The sequence below is a fragment of the Alteromonas sp. H39 genome, assembly GCF_047556435.1.
Classification (GTDB): Bacteria; Pseudomonadota; Gammaproteobacteria; order Enterobacterales; family Alteromonadaceae; genus Alteromonas.
In genome coordinates this window covers 1,818,704-1,838,776 of the sequence record NZ_CP180210.1, presented here as the reverse complement: position 1 = coordinate 1,838,776, position 20,073 = coordinate 1,818,704, and the positions used below count along the sequence as shown (strand labels likewise).

The following is a 20,073-nucleotide window of genomic DNA, read 5'->3' as shown; positions in this document are numbered from 1 at the left end:
ATAGTTCTCCGTTGTCGAACGGCAATCAGTCAGGCTGGACCCGGGGTCACGTTGCACTGTGTTTTGCGGGGAGTGACGGATAATGGCAACGCCGCTAGTTCACGCCTGTGCGGGCGTCATACTCCTGGCTATTCCGCTGGCCAGAGGCTGGATTGATGTTAAGCAGCCAGTATGGCGGTGGATCATCTTAGCTATGTTTCTTGCCTGTTTGCCAGACTTCGACATTATTCCCTCCTTTCTGATTTTTGGTGATGTCAGGTGGCATTACAAGCATACCCATAGTCTGTTGTTTTGTGCGCTTGCCGGTTTGCTTATTGCTGCGGTGTGGGGGCACAAGATGGCGATGCTATCCACAACACTGATTGCCAGCCATTTACTGATAGATGCACTCACCGGACTGAATCCTGGGCTTAACCAGTCCTATGGCATTCCGGCATTGCTTCCGTTTACCCGCGAGAAATTTGGTTTTTCTGTGACGCTGTTTCAGGGGGTGTATCACGATAACTGGCTTAGTGAACGAAATATCCGCAACGCACTTTTCGATCTTGCTATTTATCTGCCACTGCTTGTACTTACGCTTCTTTACATTTCCCGAATATCGGGACTACGCGTTTCATTGAGTAAAAAGGAGATTAACCAGTGAAGTCGTTTATACAGTTTACTGTCAAGGTCATGGTTCCCGCCACTATCATCCTGATTCTGTTAGCAATGGCGTTTTTCCTGCTTAGGGAAATGCGGCGTCATGCCAACATTGTTGATGCCGACTCGGCCCGTAAAGCCGGACAGGCTCTGCCTGTTAGTATTTACGAAGCGAACGTCGCCCCTATTCAGCCACTGATAGTGGGAAGTTGTAATACGCAACCCAGTAAAAGTGTAGAACTGGCCAGTGCAATCAATGACATTCTTATTCGGGAAAGCTATTTCGAAGCCGGTGATGTAGTCGAAAAGGGCCAGAAACTGCTGGAACTGGACAAGCGACAGATTGAGGCAAATCTGTCCAAAGCGAAAGATCGGATCCGGTGGCTTAATGAAGAAATTAAAGAGCGCGCCAGCCTGGTAGATTATTACCGTGAAAACCGCGCCAGTGGTCAGTCGCTGGAAATTGACTACCGCCGCGCATTTATTGAGCTGATACAAACAGAGCGGGAGCGTGCCACCGCAGATGAGGAACTTCAACTGGCGCAGGTGGAACTGGAAAAAACCGACATTTTTTCTCCGGTCACAGGGCGTGTCGACATCATTTCCGCACAGGGCGAAGTTGCACGGCTGAATCAGACTGTCGCTACCATCACCGTAGTGAATCCAATGATTGCCAACTGCGTCTTTGATACTACCGACTACCAGTTCTTAATGGCCAACCGGGATAAAGGTGAGGTCGTGCTTAAGGGCCTTGATGGCTATGTATTTTCAGGTCGCTTTTTGCAAGAGGCTCCGCTTAATCCGGAACAGGAGCAAATAGACAACCTCAACTGGTACTTCACCATGGAAAACAAAGCGTTAGTTGTCCAGGCGAACATGACCGGCTTCATTCGCTTTACCTCCACTGAAGAGGTGTTACGCATACCGGCAGTTGCCTTACTAAACCAGAATCAGGATCAGGCCCAGGTATTTAAAGTCGAAGGAGACACAGCAACCCTGGTAAATGTCTCGGTAGGCCAGCGGGCCAGTGGCTTTGTCGGCATTAGCAGTGGCCTCGCGGATGGCGACCGCGTGGTTGTGGCTGGTCAGTTAGATTTGATTGATGGTGATTTGGTGAACGCCATCGATCCCACAGACGTGACATTCCAATATGGCCAATAATCGAAAGCTGGTCAAAAATTCACTGTTTGTGACGGCTGGCATGGCGGTTGGTGGCGCGCTCGTATTTCTCGCTATGGTCGTAATGGCAAGGTATCTTGGTGTCGCAGACTTTGGGATCTTTTCCACTCTGCTTGCCGTGGTCAGCATCATTCAGCTTTTTGCAGACGGTGGCATGGTCAATATCACTATCCGCGACATTGCACGACAACCACATGCCCTGCATGAGCAAATCGGTTTCACTTCTCTGGGGCTCCTTGGACTGTCTGTTGCCTTTATCACGGTTATCAGCATAAGTCTTTACTTTTGGGGCATCGAGAGCAAGCTGCTGTACTCGTTTTTATTCATGCTGCTTGCCGGATTCAGCGCCCTGCAGGGGTTAATTTTTGGTGCAGCCATTCGCGCACGTGAAGACATGCAGGTGACGGCATTCATCGGTGTCGTGCACAAAGCCATACTGGCGTTCGGTATATGGGCTGTGCTGGCCGCAGGTGGCGGATTAATCGCCGTATGTGCAGTAAACTTTGTTGCGAATCTCGTCCAGACACTCTGGTTGCTATTCGAAGTTAACAAACGCTACGGCCGTGTGCAGTTTCGTTTTCAGTGGGCCAGGTGGAAGACCATATTTGCAGAATCTTTACCCCTTGGGGCGTCACTGGTATTGCGAAAACTCACCGTACACCTGGACATTTTGTTGTTGTCGGTCCTGGCGACGGCGATTGCGGTAGGCCTTTACAGCTCAGCATATCGGGTTCTGCAACTGATTGAAACGGCATCGATTGCCTTTAGCGGCGTTATGCTGCCACGACTTTCGCAGCTCGCTAAACAAGATATCAGCCGTTTTACGGTTACCTTTAATCACATCACGGTGTTTTTATTTGCCGCGTCAGTCCCGTTGGCACTTTGGGTCTGGCTTTCAGCTGACGTACTGGTGCCATTGTTTTATACCAGCACTTATGCAGAAGCAGCCCCTGCACTGCAAGTCCTGGGGCTGGCGCTGATGGCATTAATCCCCGCTGCATTACTGCATCCGGCATTCGCTGCACTTGGTGAGCAAAAAACCCTGATGAAACTGGCGCTTATCAGTCTGGCACTCAACACCGTTCTGGGTGTGGCACTGATTCTACCGTTCACCTACGTGGGTGCGGCAATAAGCACCGCAATCACTGAGGCTGTTGTACTGGTAACAGGGTTAATCATGCTTAGTCGGCGTGGCGTTACCTTCTCGCAGATAAAAAAAGTAACGGGAGTCGTTCTGTCTGGCTGTTTTGCGTCGCTGGCTTATCTGTGTATTCCGGATTTTGGACCGGTAACCCAAATGATAGCAGGCACTTTATGCTTCGCGGCGACTTATCTGGCCGCGATTGTAATGCTCAGGGTATACACAATTCAGGATGTCCGCATGTTACTGAAGAAATCCGATAGCGCGGTCGCGGCGGAGGTACTGCCCTGATGGCTACACTGGCGATTGCGAATCAGATTCAGTACAAACAACTTGGCGCTGCGGTGTTGTTTTTGCTCATTCTCACGGTCATGGTGTTATTGCTTGAGCTAGACTGGCTTAATATGCCCTTGTCTGCAAATCCAACCGGCGCGGAACTGTCCTTTTTTGGTTACTCTCTTCCACTGCTGGTGCTGACATTTTATCTCACCGGCGCGCTGTTAGGCTTGGTTCACTTTCCCGCAGCCCTTCCTTTTTTGCTGGTTCCGGTACTACTGGCGTTGTGCTGGCCAATAATTATCGCCAACGAGACATCCGGACTCTTGCCGAATTTCTTCGAAGAAGCAAGAGCACGCGCGCTGGTTGAGGAAGTCTTCAGGCTGCAGGTTCAGAACAATTACAATATGCAGCCAGCCTACAATGCCAGCTTTGACGTTCGCAGTGTCCTTGAACGCACACTGATGGTGACGTCAAACCTGAGTTTCGGCTGGTACGCATTTGTCATCATGGGGATGTTCATTCCACTTACCTTCCGGCTGGTGACCGCAAGCCGGGCTCCTACCACGTTGTACTATCTGTCAATGTGGGGGGTGGTGATAATGATTTTTGCCTTTTACTACGTCAGAGACCCTTATCGCATCAATACCATTCCAATGGACGCGGGTCGCTCAGTCAACCTGATGGATCATTGCAGTACCGCTCTTTCAGTAAACCCTGAGCTGGCCTCTTCAGACTATTTTGTCACGCTGTGTGCCCGCGCCTACGTTAATTATGCCGGCTGGTCCGGGCCGGTCGCGCATATTCCGGTTATTTATGACTTTATGGGCGATCAAAACTTCATCTATATGAACGAGGCTAAATTCGCGGAACTTGAGCATCGCCTTACACCGCTACTCTACATGGCGGTAAAAAGCCCGATGGACAGGATGTTCAGAGACTTTGGGCAACGTCACTATCGCACATTTATGAGCGTAAAAGCGCTGCAAGCGATACGAGAAAAAAAGTACAACCTTGCGGCTACAATGCTGGCGAATACCGATTGGTTCCGTGATGACATCGCATCTTGGGTGTTGTTTGGCTATGCGAGAGCCCGGCAAGGCCAGCTTCACGCTGCCATCTCTTCTTTTGAAGAAGCCGTTCAGGAACTGGAGAACGATACGGTGATTGCAAACCTCTACTGCACACTCGGTGATGCTATGGTGGCCAATATGTATTTCAAACGTGCCAGGCATTTCTATTTGCAATGTGCCAGTTTTGATAATGAGCGGAATTACTGGGCTGTCAGCGGCTTAGGAGGCACATAATGTCGTGGCGGGTACTGATTATCTATCTGCTGGTTTGCATCGGTTTTTTGTCCAATGTCGGTGAAATTCTGACACAAAACAGCGTGAAGCCTCAATGGAAAATGCCGGAAGGCCCCTGGATGCAGGTTGCAGGAGGCACCGAAATGTTGCTGGCGCGGACCAGGCTCACCGTGTCGCGCAACGAGAAAGCCGTCTTTCTTACGCTGGGTTCAAGGGATGAAGCACTCATTATTATTAACGGTGAGCGTATTGGTAGGATCCCCGCGAATCCTGAGTTTATACAGTCACGCTTTGACTTAACCGCCAATATCTCACCCGGTGCTAACACGCTGGTCATTGCTATTATCGGTCAGTCTCGCAACATACCGGCTATGTTCAAGGCTTTTGTGGAAAGCAAACACCCAGGTAAGGACACGGTAACCCCTAAACAGGTGCAGTGGGAAGTGGCGGGCACGGCGCAGGCGAATCATTTTTTACGGCCATGGGGAAAGCATCTGGCGGCTGTTGATACATGGCAATCACCGACGCTGGTATCACTACCCGCGTCCACGACTATCAACCAAAGCGGCTTACCCCTTACTACCAATACCGCATCTGCCGCAGGAGAGTGGTTTTGGGCGTCAGATCCGATTGATCCTGCGCTCGAGCTGAGTCGCTCGGTATTTGTGTCTCAGGGCGACGAACTGTACTTGGGTGTCGCTATCGATGGATCGTATGAAATACGGGTAAACCAGACTATTGCCGCGATTTACGCCGGACACCCCAACGTGGTGCAGTATCACGACCTCAGTGCGTTTTTGCGTCGTGGTTATAATCGACTGGATGTTTATTTACAAAGTAAAGTTTTCCAGCCTCGCGCTGCCCTGGTTGGCTATCTTTACACACTGGATGCCAAGACCACAAAAGACTTATCAACCTTCGAAAACTGGGAGGCTGACAGCAAGTTACTCCCTCATGGCACGCTTGCCGACTCACCTCCGGGGATACGCTTTCGCCCGGTAAAGCACGCAACCTTGAATTTACGCGCACAAGTTACCACCCTGCTGCTCAATGCGTTTCCGCTTATCCTCTCTGTGCTTTGCTGTTTATTGATAAAAGTATTTGTTCAGGGTGAGACCGTTAAAGACAGTGTCCGCTCTGTGACTGGTGTGGCAGTAGTGCTGTCGTTACTGGGGTGGCTGATGATAATTCTCCATCATCTTGGCTGGACGCTACCCGCTGCACTTCATCCATACCTTGGTTTGATCTGTGCCATGCTGTTGTGTATCGCTTTATTTACCAGTAACGATTGGGAGAATCGCCATGGACCAGCGTGACATTGATGTCCGGGTAAAGTGGCTTGCTATTGTCGCTATCGTTGCAACCGGCTTTTTTCTTCGCCTGTCTGTTATAGAGGAGCGTTCCATTACACAGGACGAGTCAACCATGATCCTGTTTGCGCAAGGGGTGTTGAAAAATGGCTACCCCTCCATTATGCAGAATAATGGCGAGTTCGTGATCTCGACCTATGAGCTGGTTCCTTATCCTATTGCCGCCTCCATGTACTTTCTCGGTAAATCTGAATTCGCTGTCAGAGTCCCCGCATTACTGTTTTCTGCGTTAACTACCCTGCTGATTGTTGTTGCAGGCGAACGGTTTCATAGTTTTCGGGCAGGCTTACTGGCCGCGGGTATGTTTGCGGTGCTGCCCTGGACAATATACTGGGGAACCAATGCCTTTTACCCTTCACAGTTACAGCTCATTACGCTGGTAACCATTTTGCTTCTGCACAGTATTTTACAGCATGGTCACGAGAAGCCCTGGCTGTTTTATCTCATTGCAGTCAGTATCTTATTGACGTATTTAAGCTGGGAAGGCTCTGGCTTTTTGCTGCCGGTATTTTTTATCACAGCGATAATACTGACATGGGGGAAGTGGACGTTCCTGAAATCCATACATGCCTGGCTGGCCGCATTACTGATTATCGTTGCGGTTGTGGCGCAACTGACGTGGCGAACGGTGCTACGCGCTCCCTACGTGGCGCTGGGTACCAGTCGCTCTGATGTGTCATTTCTTGAGCCTGCTTACGAAGCGTACTCATTTGATCCAACCTTTTACATCGACTCGCTGACCACGCCGGAAAATCTGTTGTTTGTGCTGGCGTTTGCGTTAGGAATTTATCTGCTCAGAAAGCAGTGGAGTGCGATGTACCTGATTATGATCGTCGGCTTTGCGCTGATATTGCTCACCACTATGCTGGGGTATTACGCATTACGTTACGTTTACTTTGTGCTGCCAGCCATTCTTATCGTGTCGTCGATTGCATTGCTGGAAGCCACTGAACCTCTTAAGCAGTTTGCTACCAAAGGGTGGCGCTGGGCGCGCCACGCCGCGGTGCTCCAGTTCGCCTTATTATTTGCACTTACAACGTCACTGAGCTCTGCCTGGGGATTTAAATTTTACTCGCCAACGCGAACCGGATTTATCCCCTTTGAAATGGCATTCGAGTCAAAAGGATTTGGGTTCAGAAGTATCTATGAGGCATTTAACCATCACTATCAGCAAGGGGACATTGTGGTGATTCAGGCGCCTTTCCCGTTCATGTTTTACACTCCTATGTCCGGTGACTATTACATTCAGCAGGGAACTTCTACAACTGTGTTCTATTACCGTGACGCAATGCCTTTCTATCTGGACAAATGGATTGGAAACCCGGTTATACAAGATACATTTACACTGAAAGAAATTCTGCACAAAAATCGCCGCGTGTGGTTTTTATTTGCCCCCTCAGGCGCATCGATGAGTAGTGCCGGCGACCTGATGATGGCGTATCTCGACAAACACGCTAACGTGACATGGGAAGTGGCTGACGCCAAGTTAATGCTATGGGAGAACCCCTATTTTGTTCAGTAACTTTACCTTGTGTCTTGTCAGTGCATTGATCGTGTTTGGTTGCGCCTGGGAAACAGAAGCCAAAACTACGGTTCCTGATGGCATGTATGTTCTTATCCCACCGAACATCGCTGTTCCTGAGGCGGTTCTTACAAGCAAACAGGTTACTGGCGTTGTCCTGCGAGCCAACTGGCAGGAACTCGGCTACCCCGTCAATACCATGAAGTTTGAGCATCTTGTTGCACAGGCGAAACTGGCCAAAAAAGCGGGTAAAGCTGTCAGCCTTGTTATCAATAATGGTGGTGTAAATACGCCGCCTGGGCTGCAGGCGAAAACCCAAACGGTCAGTTTTATTAATAAAAACAGATTTCATCAAAGCGAAGGGAAACGCATCACTATCCCGTTATTTTGGGATGAAACACTGATTAACGAGAAAAAAGCACTGTTATCTGCTGTGGCTGCAAAGTTTGACGACTCCGAACTCATCGACATCATTTCGCTGCAGTGCGCCAATGCGACCACCGACGACTGGAATATACCGGACAATATTGACTGGGGTCACCACGCCTTTTCAGAAGATAAGTTATTTTTTGCGTGTAAAACGCTGATAGATCACGCTGCAGGCGTTTTCCGGCATGCCTCGCTGAAGATGGCGTTTGGTCCGCTTCCGCCATCATTAATGGAAAACCGCTACGCACTCGCCGAAAGGGTATATCGGTATGCCAGTCAAACCTATCCCGAACGCTTTTTCATGCAGCGACATAATCTTTCCACCCGTACACCAGACCCGTTGTCAGCACAGCAGTTGTACGGCTGGAGAATGGTTTTCAATGCCCGTCCCTATGCCGCCGCACAGTTTTTATGGCCAGCGAAAGATACCCGCTCATGCAGAGCAAATGGTAACCTGCGCCCTTGTGACAGCGAAACTATCCTGCGTGATATTGCTGTTCTTGCCAGGCATTATGATTTTCATTACCTCGAAGTCTATTTGAGCGATTTTCTGGCTTTCGGTAACACCAGCGCATTTACTACCCTGGCAGACGCTATCGGTTCTGCTGATACTGCTGTGCAAACCGCCATGGCAACTCCAGTCCCTGTAATGACGCAAGCTACTGCACCGCAGGAAGAAACATGGGGGGCCTGGAATAACCCGCCAGCGAAGCGCGAGAGTGCAACTGTTACGCACTTTCATTTCGCCAGCAACTATCTAAATCAGGACGTAGGCTATTCGCTTTTCTTGCCCGAACATGTAAATGATAGTCCGCTTCCAGTCATTTACTGGCTGCATGGCAAAGGCGGCAATGAAATCCGGGGGATCCACCTGGCTCAGTTTCTTCAGTCTGCTATTAGTCAGAATATCATTCGCCCCACGGCGATGGTATTTGTAAATGGTGGACGGCACTCTTTTTACAGCGATGCCAAAAGTGCGGATATGCCGGTGGAAACCATGCTCATCAACGAGTTAATACCTACCGTAGAAAAACGCCATAATATTGGTCTGTCCCCTGATAGACGGCTGCTTGAAGGTTTCTCTATGGGCGGTTTTGGCGCATTGAAACTGGCAGCCAAATACACCGACCTGTTCGCTGCTGTAAATATTTATGGAGCAGCTTTACTAAGCGAAGCACACCCCCCAGGTAAGCAGGATGATAATAGTTTCCGGCGAGTATTCGATGCCGATATGAGTTATTTCATCGCCAACACACCAGCACACTGGCTCAGGGAAAACGAGGAGCACATTCGCGCATCCGGCTTTCCAATCCGGATACGGGTGGGAACACAAGACGGAACACGACGATATAACCAAGCTGCTATTCAACTGCTGGACAATCTCGATATTTCTTACGACTATGCGGAATTTGAAGGCGTGAGGCACGCACCAGCTATGTACTATCAGGCAGATGCGCTGGACAACTTTCGTTTTTTCGAATCGGTGCTTCGTCGCTCAGGAGCAGAATTTAAGACGCCGCAGAGCGTTATCACCCCGGAAACCTCCAACGGTACAGTGACCGTCACCACTGTCCCATGACGCTTCCGGATTGACGGGGAAGTGCTTTGTACTTCCCGGTCGTTTTTTATTATTTCTCAGGCGCAGCACAAAATCGCAACAGCAGGGCTCCGGATGAAGCAATCTGGTTATGGCTATTTTTTTGGAATCAGAAACGAAAAACGGCGAGCATCCTGCTCGCCGTTTCCCGAAAGAACTTAAACTTAATTAGTTAATAATTAAGCTAATGCGCCTTTAGCCGCTTCGACTAGTGCGCTGAATGCCGCTTTGTCATGTACCGCGATGTCGGCAAGGATCTTACGATCGATTTCGACAGACGCTTTTTTCAGACCGTTGATGAAACGGCTGTATGACATACCGTTTTGACGTGCCGCAGCGTTGATACGTGCAATCCACAGTTGGCGGAATTGACGTTTACGCTGACGACGGTCACGGTAAGCATATTGACCAGCTTTAGTTACAGCCTGTACTGCTACGCGATAAACACGTGAGCGAGCACCGTAATAACCTTTTGCCTGCTTGAGGACTTTTTTATGACGTGCACGTGCAATCGTGCCGCGTTTTACTCGAGCCATTAATCAGTCTCCTTAAGTCTTAAACGTAAGGCAACATGCGCTGAACCAATTTGGTATCGGCGTCATGAACCAGTTTTTTGCCACGTAAGTGACGTTTACGCTTAGTACTCTTCTTGGTCAGAATGTGACGCAAGTGAGACTGCTTGCTCTTAAAGCGGCCAGAACCTGTTTTCTTAAAACGTTTGGCGGCACCGCTTACAGTTTTCATTTTAGGCATTGCTAAAACTCCGCATTGTTAATATCGACCTGGGTGTGCAGCACCGTTGGTCGGTTAATGTTTGCAGCAGGGTGTTTCAAAGGTGCAGATTCTCTGAAAACTTTAGACCACTACTACTTCTTGTTTGGGGCGAGCACCATGATCATCTGGCGACCTTCCACACGACGTGGGAAAGATTCGCAAGTGGCAACGTCTTCTAAATCAGCTTTAACGCGATTCAAAAGCTCGATACCGATCTCTTGGTGCGCCATTTCACGACCGCGGAAGCGGATTGTGACTTTGGCTTTATCACCACCTTCTAGAAAGCGACGCAGGTTGCGCAGTTTTACCTGGTAATCGCCTTCATCAGTGCCAGGGCGAAATTTAATCTCCTTGACCTGAATTTGCTTCTGTTTTTTCTTCTGCTCTTTCTGAGCTTTACTTTTCTCGAAGAGGAATTTGCCATAGTCCATAACTTTACAGACTGGCGGCTCGGCATTCGGACTGATTTCTACCAGATCCAAGCTGGCAGCTTCTGCTGTTTGAATTGCTTCAGCGAGCGAGACAACACCTGCCTGTTCACCATCAGCATCGATTAATCGTACTTCGGTGGCTTTAATTTCGTCGTTAATGCGGGCTTTACTGCCCTGAGCCTTATTGTTAGCGCCTTTAATGTGCTATTCCTCCAAAAACTAAAATCTCGTGCCTGCCCGTATCCCACCGGGCAGGCCCTGTGTGAGCCTATTTGCTCAACTTTTAAATCACTTTATCGGCAACTTCTTTTTCAGCCATGGCGATGAAGTCTTCCAGTGGCATACTGCCCATATCTTCACCCCGGCGAGAACGCACAGCAACCTGTCCGGCATCTCTTTCTTTGTCACCGACCACCAGCATGTATGGAACACGCTTTAAGGTGTGCTCGCGGATTTTAAAGCCTATCTTCTCATTTCTCAAGTCAGACTTTGCTCTAAAGCCTAATTCTTGCAGTTTTTGTACACATTTATTGGCATATTCGGCCTGACTGTCCGTAATATTCATCACAACTATCTGCTGAGGTGCCAACCACAGCGGGAAAAATCCAGCGAATTCTTCGGTCAGAATACCAATAAAACGTTCCAGTGAGCCCAGTATGGCACGGTGAATCATCACCGGCACTTTGCGCTCGCCGTCTTCTGCAACATACGTAGAGCCTAAGCGACCTGGCATGGAAAAGTCAGCCTGTACCGTACCGCATTGCCATGCACGATCTAAACAATCATACAGCGTAAATTCGATTTTGGGTCCGTAGAACGCCCCTTCACCGGGTAAATACTGGAACTCAATGCCTTTGCTGTCCAGTGCGTCGGCCAGCGCTTTTTCGGCTTTGTCCCAAATTTCATCACTGCCAACACGTTTCTCAGGACGTGTTGAGAGTTTTACGGCAATTTTTTCAAAACCAAAGGCTTTGTAGGCATCGTAAATCATATCGATACAGCTACACACCTCATCCATCATCTGCTCTTCAGTACAGAAAATGTGAGCATCGTCCTGGGTAAATCCACGCACGCGCATCAGACCATGCAGTGCACCAGAAGGTTCGTTACGGTGACAGCAGCCGAACTCAGCCATACGCAACGGCAGATCGCGATAGGACTTCAGGCCCTGATTGAAAATCTGTACGTGACCTGGACAGTTCATCGGCTTAATCGCGTATTCGCGCTTTTCCGACTCGGTAGTAAACATGTTCTCGGCGTACTTGTCCCAGTGCCCGGATTTTTCCCACAGCACGCGGTCCATCATCAATGGCCCTTTTACCTCATCGTACTGGTATTTACGCAGCATCTGGCGAACGAACTTCTCCAGCTCGGTATAAATAGACCAGCCGTCGTTGTGCCAGAAAACCATTCCCGGCGCTTCTTCCTGCCAGTGGAACAGATCCAGCGTTTTACCAATTTTACGGTGATCACGCTTTTCTGCTTCTTCAAGACGGTTCAGGTAGGCTTTAAGCTGTTTCTTGTCCGCCCAGGCAGTACCGTAAATGCGCTGCAGCATTTTGTTTTCGCTATTACCGCGCCAGTACGCCCCGGCAACCTTCATCAGTTTAAAGTGATGGCAGAATTTCATGTTCGGCACGTGAGGGCCGCGACACATATCTGTGTACTCTTCGTGATGATACAGGCCTGGCTTGTCGTCCTGACTGATATTCTCGTCGAGAATTTCAACCTTGTAAGGCTCGTGACGGTCAACAAAGGTTTCCCGCGCTTCCTGCCAGCTGACTTTTTTCTTCACCACGTCGTAGTTGGTTTTTGCCAGCTCCAGCATACGCTTTTCGAGCTTTTGTAAATCTTCCTGACTCAGGCTGTGCTCCATATCGACATCATAATAGAAACCATTGTCGATAGTCGGACCAATCGCCATTTTGGCATCAGGCCAAAGTTGCTTAATTGCATGGCCAATTAAGTGCGCACAGCTGTGGCGGATAATCTCCAGGCCTTCCTCGTCCTTCGCAGTAATGATTTGCAGCGCCGCGTCCTGCTCAATCAGGTCAACCGCGTCGACAAGTTCACCGTTCACTTTACCCGCGATGGTCGCTTTAGCGAGACCGGGACCGATGTCAGAGGCAACATCCATTACAGAGACGGCATGGTCGAAAGCGCGCTGGCTTCCGTCAGGAAGAGTAATTACAGGCATGTTCATTCCTTTACAGTGGTGACGCCTACTCTGCGCCACTTGTTTATCAAATCTTTAAATGAAAAAGACACCTGGCGGTGTCCGATAGGTGAAGACAATACCAATGTCTGTCACAGGGGACGGATTATAACGGCTATACAGTGACTTGCAATGCTCACTTTTCTCAGGCATCGGGGAATGTTACCTTTTTTACTACGGCGCTAAGCGGGCAACGTGAAGCCGATAACGCTCATCACACGTTTCCCCAGTCGCAATTCATCCACTGTTGGCTCGCAAAGCGTGAATAATTGACCATACTTCACAAAGATGGGTTAACGACATATGACTATGTGGCATTTCATCAGCGATCATATTTCCGAGGCAACCGGTTCTCTGTTTGTCTGCCAAAAGCGCACTGCCGCGCATGGCGGTGACACTCACGAATGCTTCGTGATTCGTGACGACACCCGACGCTTTTTTGTCAAAGTCAGACCCGATGACACTACCTGTCCTTTGCGCTGTGAAATGGAGGGTCTGAAGGCACTGGAATCCACTGGCACGGTTATGACACCACACGTAGTCTGTTATGGTGTAACAGAAGATAAGCCAACTGGCTTCGAGTACCTAGTACTTAACCATATCCGCTTTGTTGAAAACCCGGCAGACTGGCACGCCATGGGCGCTCAGCTTGCCAGGCTGCACCAGGTCACGCAATCCCGGTTTGGCTGGTCTGCCAATAATTTTATTGGCGCCAGCGTTCAATCCAATATCTGGCATCACGACTGGGCGACGTTTTATGCTGAGTATCGCATCGGCAGTATGCTTGAACGGCTGTCAACCAAAGGCCATAAACTCACTCAAGCCGATATATTTGTGACAAAAATCCAGCAACTGCTTGCCACACATCAGCCAGCGCCGTCACTTGTTCACGGCGATCTCTGGTCGGGTAATGCTGGCTTTTGCACCAAAGGCCCCATCCTGTTTGATCCCGCGGTTTATGTTGGCGATCGTGAAACGGATATTGCAATGACAAGGCTGTTTGGCGGCTTTCCGTCGTCTTTTTATGAAGGTTATGACACTGTTTTTCCTCTTGATGCCTCCTACCCTCAGCGAGAAAACCTCTATCAGCTTTATCACGTACTGAATCACGCATTACTTTTTACCGGGGCCTACTTGTCGCAGGCTAAATCTGCGATCATGGCACTGGAAAAACAGTTTTAATGGGATAATTCATGACTGATAAACCGGTTGCCCTGGTAACAGGTGCGGCAAAACGTATTGGCGCAGCGATTGCGCAGGCACTCCATGCCAGTGGATATAATATCGTGATTCACTATGGCACGTCCGAGCAGGATGCCCTTTCTCTGGCTGAAAAACTTAATGCGCAGCGTCCGGATTCGGCCGTCACGGTGCAAGGCGATTTACGTAATCATAATGATATTCAGCACCTTGCGAAGGCTGCGCAGGACGCCTGGCAACGTCTGGATGTGCTGGTGAATAATGCGTCGTCCTTTTACCCTACGCCTGTAGGCGAGATTACCCTTGATGACTGGGCGTCGCTGGTTGGCAGTAACGTTCAGGGGCCACTTTTTCTGTCGCAGGCACTCGCTCCGTCACTGAAACAATCCGGCGGATGCATCGTGAATATGGTCGACATGCACATTGCCCGACCACTCATGCAACATAGTGTGTATTGTCTGGCAAAAAACGGCCTGGCCAGCGTGACAAAATCGCTGGCTACGGAGCTGGCACCTGAGATAAGGGTAAACGGAATAGGGCCTGGTGCGATATTGTGGCCCGAGCGGGAACTTAGTGATTCCGATAAACAGCAAATGCTGCAAAGCATCCCGCTTAACCGCTTAGGAACACCCGAGGACATTGCACAAACGGCGCTGTTTTTAATCAACGCCCCATACATCACCGGCCAGATCCTTTTCGTGGATGGCGGGCGCAGTATTTATACCCATGCCAGTGCGTGACGTTGTCAGTACCGGGGTCGCGTTGGCCCTCCTGTTGCTTGGAGGCTGCTGTCAGGTAGAGGTGCCTGATGCGCTCGATGAGTATCAGGCGCGTCTGGAGCGCGTTCTGGATATTAATCTGGGTTCCCTTCCCTCGCCAGCGCCGCTTAACTTCCCCAGCCGTGAAAGCCTCCATGTTGATGTACCGCCGATGAACATTAATTTACGTGAGTTCTATGCCTTACAGGAATGTGAAATTGGCACACTGGTCGCCGAACGCAATACAGCATTAGGCAGAACGCCTCACCCATCGCAACGATTTCGCTACGAAACCCGGCTTATTAACGCCATGGATGCCTGTGTCACGCTGCTTAAAGACAAAAAACCTGAGCTGTCTGCCAAGCTAGCTGAGTGGAAACACGAGAAACTGGTACAGAGAAATACCGTATGGGCCAACCTGATAACCACATCAGAAGCGATGCGGCTGGCGATGACTATTTCCCGCGGCTGGATTAGACACGATACCAACCCGGACGCGGGTGCTGCCGTGAATGCAATTGGTTATCTCAATAAATTAAAAACTACGCTTTCACTTTCCATGACCGAACTGGATGAACAGCTCAAACAAATTGAGTCATCACGGTTGCCTGCGCGACTTTGGGTGACTCAGGATTATCTGCAAATAACGTTAACTGAACTGACAAACGCATTGGCACAGCCATTGGCAGCTATCAATTGCCCCGACGGTCGCGCCACCGATGAGGCAAAAATATTACGTAATGTGTTCTACTTATTCTTTATTGAACAGATCCAGCCGGTAGGCAGCAATATCAACCAGTATTACTATCAGATTCAGCCAGTTTTCACCCAATGGCAAACCGATCCGTCATTAAGCGAGCCATTTAAAGCTTTTCTGAGAGAACGTGAAACAAAATTTGGCGCGTATCAGAAAGCGATAAGCGAACATGTTACGCTTTGGCAGGGTTTTCTGAAACGCTGCAATCTTTCGCCTACAGCGCCTTCAGCAAGCTAGCATTCAGCTTTTCCTCACGTATGCCGCTCAGAGTATGTTTTCACCTGCCTCGGGGTCACGGGATTCCGCAGCTTGCTTGCGGATGGTATCGTTTTCGCTGGATACATCGTCGTGGGCAGGGCCAGACGATACGTGAATGTCAGACCCAGTATGTTGCGGCGTAGTTGACTTTTCGGGTTCAGGCTCGTCCGCCTCTGGTGCACTGCCCGACTGGCTTTGAATAATTGGTACCCCCTGCGGAAAGATAACTTCGCGGGCGTCATCCGGCATACTGATCCCGGCTTTCGTAAACGCCGAAACGATATCCCGCATTAACACCGAAGCCATTTTTAATACGCTTATTTGCTCGGCGTTTACCCAGAAATACACTTTTAAATTAAGTGTCGATGAACCTAACTCGTGAATCAGTACCTGTGGTTCAGGATCATCCAGCACATCGGGATGGGAATCGAGGCGCTGTCTCGCCAGTGACTGCGCAACTCTCGCATCATTTTCATAGCCAACACCTATTATAAAATGGCCGCGCATTTTTGGGTTGGCAGTGAGGTTTTTTATCACACCTTTGTAAATGGTCGCGTTGGGGATTTGGATATGGTTGCCGTCAAAATCCACCAGCGTCGTGGCTCGGGATGTCACTTTTTGCACCACCCCCAGAAAGTCGTTTATTTGCACAACGTCGCCAAGGCGAAAAGGCCGCTGTACCGTTAGCAACAAGCTGGAGATAAAATTCTCAGCGATATCGCGAAACGCAAAACCTAAGATCAGCCCTATTACGCCAGTACCGCTAATTACCGCCACAGCAAATTCAGTAAGACCCGCCAGTTTCAGGAACACATAGACACCTAGCAAGATCAGCAGAATACTCACTGTACGCCGACTGACAGAACGAATAAGGTCACTTTGGGTCACGTAATTAAACGGCCTAAGTATCACTCGCGACAGCGGTCCGGCAAGTAGCACAAGTGTTGCCAGAATGATAAGTCCCAATCCCAGCGCCGGTAATCGGGTCAGCGCGGCCTCATAAAATGCACTCACTCCCTGCGTAAGCTCGTTGACAGCCCCTGCGGTAGATTCCTCCATTCTCGTCTCCTGATTACCCTATCTTTAACCGGGCTGGCTAGCCCGATGTTGATACGCATTAGCTTGCGCACCTGGTTCAACGCTATTCAAATGTATGTCAGTATGTGGCAACCTGCCACGCCGGTGAGCGATTTCAAGAGAGAACCTGGTATCATTTCGCTGCACACCAGCCAGCGCGTCAGGCTGGTGCTGAAATCACAAGATACGAGCCCAGGCCGATGGTGAAAACAAAACTGCCCCATAACGCGTGCTCGATAACCACGACCGGCGTTGATTTACTTTGCATATAGCGATAACCAAAAATGCCGCCGCCAACCCACGATATCACTACCGCCACCCAGTTCCCGTAAACCAAATGGGCAAGACCAAATACGAAGGTACTTAAGGCCCACCGCGCATAACGCGATGGCAAAATACGCTTATAACGGTGGAAAAAGTACGTTCTGAAAATGATTTCCTGAGGGATTACAGACACCAGTGGGTAAATTAGCAGCGTGGTGATCCACATCCAGGGCTCGTTAACCGGCCAGTGAAGAAACAATTCGGGTTTTAGCAGATAAACCAGTAACGCCAGTAAACAGGCCCAGGGAACGAACAACTTAAGCGCATCTTTAACATGGCAGCGCCACGCTTCCCAATGCCATAACCGAATTCGCTTAAACTGTTTATCGGCAAGCAGTAATGCCAGGCAAAGCAAGCCAACGGCTCCAAGCAGTGGCATTAAAAAACCACCCAGTTGCTTCGCCCACACCATGACTACCACCGGGACCAGAATAAACAGCCCGATCAATTCTGCCCAAAGTTTTGCCACTGACCTACTCCGCTTTCATGACCATTTCATGACACTTATGTGATCCTCTTATATGAAAGTGTAGTGCCAATATGCAAAAAACGGGGCGGCTTTCTTTTATTGCGCCTGTGTTTACCTCCAGTCTGTTTAGCTAACAGATATTGCCGGGGATGGTAGGTCAACGCGCCAGGGCGTTGTACGCTAACGTAAAATCGTGCCTGGCATTCTTACGTCTGCAGCAACAGCGCGGCACATCAAACTGTTTTAGGAGTAAGCACACATGTTAACGTCATGCACAACATACAGAGTTCCAATGGCATTGTTACACGGTTTGCAGTGCTATCCTGACGACGTAGTGGGCAACCGGCAGTGGAGCGCATGATGCGTCCCACTGCCGTGCGAGGTAGTTATGGCGTCGTTTTAAGGTAGGTATTTAAGAAGTCCAGATAGGCATTTTGCGCCACGATACGATTGGATTTTTTTCGAAAGCCATGCCCTTCATCGTCAAACAGGACATACTCGACCGGCACACCGTTTTCACGCATCGCTGCTACCATTTCATCACTTTCTACTTGTAACACGCGCGGATCGTTAGCGCCTTGCACCACCAGAACGGGCTGGGTTATCTTGTCTGCGTGAAACAGAGGTGAAATTCGATACAAACGCGCTTCATCCGTGGCCGGATCTCCCATTTCCGCATACAGATACTCCCGGAAGCTCTCCCACCACGGCGGAATGCTCTTAAGTGTGCGTACCCAGTTGGTCACGCCGAAAATATTAATTCCGACTTCAAATTCCTGCGTAAAGGCCATTGCCGCCATGGTAAGGTACCCACCGTAACTACCTCCCATGACACCAATTTCGCTGGCATTCACCCAGGGTAACGTCGTTAGGTGGCGTTTGGCATAAACAATATCCTGCAAGTCATCTTCACCGTGGCGCTGATCGTCCAGGTGGAAAAAAGTTTTCCCGTAACCCGATGAGCCACGATTATTTACAGCAAAAACCGCGTAGCCGTGATTTACCAGATGCTGAATCAGCGCACTGTAACCTGCACGGGACTGCCCGCCGGGACCGCCATGAATAAGAATCACTGCGGGCACTGGGTTAACCCGATTTGCCTGGTGCGGTTTGTACAGTAATCCCGGTATCGTAACATCGTCAAAGCTGGAGAAACGCACAACCTCACTGGCAACCAGATTCTCAGGATCGATGGCAGGGTTGAGGGTATCGGTCAATCGTTTCAGCTCACCGCCAAACTGATAGCTATACAGGTTAGCCGGCGCGGTATCGGATTCGAGATAGAACACCATCGTGTTTTCATCAGAAGTGAATGTGACGCCGTAGATATCGCCCGAGGGAAGATTCGGCACTACCACAGGAGATTGCTGCTGAATGTCGACGACGGCGATTTCCGTGCGTGCATCGGCGTTCAATCCGGTAACCAGATACCGGCCGTTATCTGAATACTTATAAAAGGTAACGTCCCATTTATCAGAATAAACGAGGGTTTTGCTGTTGTCTTCGATGTCGTATTCCCACGCCTCGACAAACTCCGTACCAGCGTTGGTACCATAAATTAATGCCGAAGAGTCAGGGGTAAATGTATAAACGGTATGACTGGCTTTTTCCGGCCCGTCAGTCAGCAATACCGGCTTCGCATCTTGATCATTCAGCGCCAGAAGATAAAGGTCATCGTCAGTATTACTTAGCGACTTGATCAGCGTAAGGTAGCGGCCGTCCGGGCTCACTTCCATCAGAGAAAGCGCCTCGGAATTCTCGAAAATACGCGTGCGGGTATAGTCATCAGCCTGGTAGCGATAGAGATCAAAAGCCTTGGGATCACGCTCGTTGGTGGCTATGAAGAAATGGCGGTTGTCGCGTTGCCACCCCACAAACATTGCTTTTACTTTCTCTCCGGGTGTCAGGTCTGTCACCTTGCCTTCCGGGGTCTGAACATAAATATGCGTTAACTCATTGCCACCCTCATCGGCAGCAAACAAGAACCTGTCATCGGCGGGAAACCAGGAAATACCGCGATAAGCATCGGTTTCGGAAAACGTTAACTGCAACGGCTCACTGCCATCAATGGGATAACGATAAACATTAAAAACACCGGTTTTGTCTGAAGTCACCAGCACAGCACTGTCATCAAAGCTGATGTCGTTGCCCGTTACCGTTTCATTATCAAAAAACGCTTCTGCCGAATAGGCCGGGATGGCTTGCTCCTGTTCAAGCACAACTTCCGGTTTAGGCGGTGACTGACATGCAGCCAACAGCACTGAACCAGCCAGTAAAAATAGTACACGCATAGTTTGTTCACTCCCTGAGTTGTTTGCGGTCGCCATTTCAAGAGTAGCCAGTTACGAAT

Annotated in this window: 17 protein-coding genes; 10 read left to right on the top strand and 7 right to left on the bottom strand. The window is 49.7% G+C overall.

Annotated elements, in window-relative coordinates; all coding sequences use genetic code 11:
* Nucleotides 1–82 precede the first annotated feature (82 nt).
* The 7 genes from ACLBLI_RS08125 to ACLBLI_RS08095 are packed head-to-tail and all read left to right on the top strand — an operon-like array spanning nucleotide 83 to nucleotide 9,442.
* Entirely contained in the window at nucleotides 83–643 is a 561-nt protein-coding gene (locus ACLBLI_RS08125) for a metal-dependent hydrolase (protein ID WP_414830588.1), read from the top strand.
* Nucleotides 640–1,800 carry an efflux RND transporter periplasmic adaptor subunit gene (locus ACLBLI_RS08120; RefSeq protein WP_414830587.1) on the top strand — a complete coding sequence of 387 codons (1,161 nt, stop codon included), beginning with the start codon at nucleotides 640–642 and terminating at the stop codon, nucleotides 1,798–1,800. The genes ACLBLI_RS08125 and ACLBLI_RS08120 overlap by 4 nt, the downstream gene beginning before the upstream one ends.
* Nucleotides 1,790–3,250 (top strand): flippase, encoded by a 1,461-nt coding sequence (locus tag ACLBLI_RS08115; RefSeq protein ID WP_414830586.1) that lies wholly within the window; start codon nucleotides 1,790–1,792, stop codon nucleotides 3,248–3,250. The genes ACLBLI_RS08120 and ACLBLI_RS08115 overlap by 11 nt, the downstream gene beginning before the upstream one ends.
* A complete protein-coding gene (locus ACLBLI_RS08110) occupies nucleotides 3,250–4,542 on the top strand; it encodes a tetratricopeptide repeat protein (protein WP_414830585.1) in 1,293 nt (430 codons plus the stop codon). Before ACLBLI_RS08115 ends, ACLBLI_RS08110 begins: the two co-directional genes overlap by 1 nt.
* Nucleotides 4,542–5,858: a hypothetical protein gene (locus tag ACLBLI_RS08105; RefSeq protein ID WP_414830584.1), complete on the top strand. Its 1,317-nt coding sequence runs from the start codon at nucleotides 4,542–4,544 to the stop codon at nucleotides 5,856–5,858. The genes ACLBLI_RS08110 and ACLBLI_RS08105 overlap by 1 nt, the downstream gene beginning before the upstream one ends.
* Entirely contained in the window at nucleotides 5,845–7,434 is a 1,590-nt protein-coding gene (locus tag ACLBLI_RS08100) for a glycosyltransferase family 39 protein (protein ID WP_414830583.1), read from the top strand. The genes ACLBLI_RS08105 and ACLBLI_RS08100 overlap by 14 nt, the downstream gene beginning before the upstream one ends.
* Nucleotides 7,424–9,442, top strand: coding sequence for an alpha/beta hydrolase (locus ACLBLI_RS08095; RefSeq protein WP_414830582.1), 2,019 nt, complete (start codon nucleotides 7,424–7,426; stop codon nucleotides 9,440–9,442). The genes ACLBLI_RS08100 and ACLBLI_RS08095 overlap by 11 nt, the downstream gene beginning before the upstream one ends.
* Before the next feature lie 197 nt (nucleotides 9,443–9,639).
* Here the strand turns inward: ACLBLI_RS08095 and rplT are convergent, their stop codons facing one another.
* From rplT to thrS, 4 genes are all read right to left on the bottom strand, one after another.
* Entirely contained in the window at nucleotides 9,640–9,996 is a 357-nt protein-coding gene (gene rplT / locus ACLBLI_RS08090) for a 50S ribosomal protein L20 (protein WP_012518092.1), read from the bottom strand.
* Between the two features lie 19 nt (nucleotides 9,997–10,015).
* The gene (gene rpmI / locus ACLBLI_RS08085; RefSeq protein ID WP_189403603.1) at nucleotides 10,016–10,213 is read right to left on the bottom strand and encodes a 50S ribosomal protein L35; all 198 of its coding nucleotides are present in this window, start codon (nucleotides 10,211–10,213) and stop codon (nucleotides 10,016–10,018) included.
* Nucleotides 10,214–10,326: 113 nt separating this feature from the next.
* Complete coding sequence (gene infC / locus ACLBLI_RS08080) at nucleotides 10,327–10,866, bottom strand: translation initiation factor IF-3 (RefSeq protein ID WP_414830937.1); 540 nt, start codon at nucleotides 10,864–10,866, stop codon at nucleotides 10,327–10,329.
* A gap of 82 nt (nucleotides 10,867–10,948) precedes the next feature.
* Nucleotides 10,949–12,862, bottom strand: a complete 1,914-nt coding sequence (thrS, locus tag ACLBLI_RS08075; RefSeq protein ID WP_414830581.1) for a threonine--tRNA ligase — start codon at nucleotides 12,860–12,862, stop codon at nucleotides 10,949–10,951.
* Nucleotides 12,863–13,183: 321 nt separating this feature from the next.
* Between thrS and ACLBLI_RS08070 the strand changes: the two genes are divergently transcribed.
* Genes ACLBLI_RS08070 through ACLBLI_RS08060 form a run of 3 tightly spaced genes read left to right on the top strand, consistent with a single transcriptional unit; the run spans nucleotide 13,184 to nucleotide 15,832 of the window.
* Nucleotides 13,184–14,062, top strand: coding sequence for a fructosamine kinase family protein (locus ACLBLI_RS08070; RefSeq protein ID WP_414830580.1), 879 nt, complete (start codon nucleotides 13,184–13,186; stop codon nucleotides 14,060–14,062).
* 11 nt (nucleotides 14,063–14,073) lie between these two features.
* Nucleotides 14,074–14,820: a pteridine reductase gene (locus ACLBLI_RS08065; protein ID WP_414830579.1), complete on the top strand. Its 747-nt coding sequence runs from the start codon at nucleotides 14,074–14,076 to the stop codon at nucleotides 14,818–14,820.
* A complete protein-coding gene (locus tag ACLBLI_RS08060) occupies nucleotides 14,807–15,832 on the top strand; it encodes a DUF3080 family protein (RefSeq protein ID WP_414830578.1) in 1,026 nt (341 codons plus the stop codon). Before ACLBLI_RS08065 ends, ACLBLI_RS08060 begins: the two co-directional genes overlap by 14 nt.
* Before the next feature lie 27 nt (nucleotides 15,833–15,859).
* On the opposite strand, the gene ACLBLI_RS08055 is transcribed toward ACLBLI_RS08060, so the two are convergent.
* The 3 genes from ACLBLI_RS08055 to ACLBLI_RS08045 form a co-directional block, all read right to left on the bottom strand.
* A complete protein-coding gene (locus tag ACLBLI_RS08055) occupies nucleotides 15,860–16,912 on the bottom strand; it encodes a mechanosensitive ion channel family protein (protein ID WP_414830577.1) in 1,053 nt (350 codons plus the stop codon).
* Between the two features lie 178 nt (nucleotides 16,913–17,090).
* Complete coding sequence (locus ACLBLI_RS08050; RefSeq protein WP_414830576.1) at nucleotides 17,091–17,723, bottom strand: CPBP family intramembrane glutamic endopeptidase; 633 nt, start codon at nucleotides 17,721–17,723, stop codon at nucleotides 17,091–17,093.
* Nucleotides 17,724–18,109: 386 nt separating this feature from the next.
* Nucleotides 18,110–20,014, bottom strand: coding sequence for a S9 family peptidase (locus ACLBLI_RS08045; protein WP_414830575.1), 1,905 nt, complete (start codon nucleotides 20,012–20,014; stop codon nucleotides 18,110–18,112).
* Nucleotides 20,015–20,073: the final 59 nt, after the last annotated feature.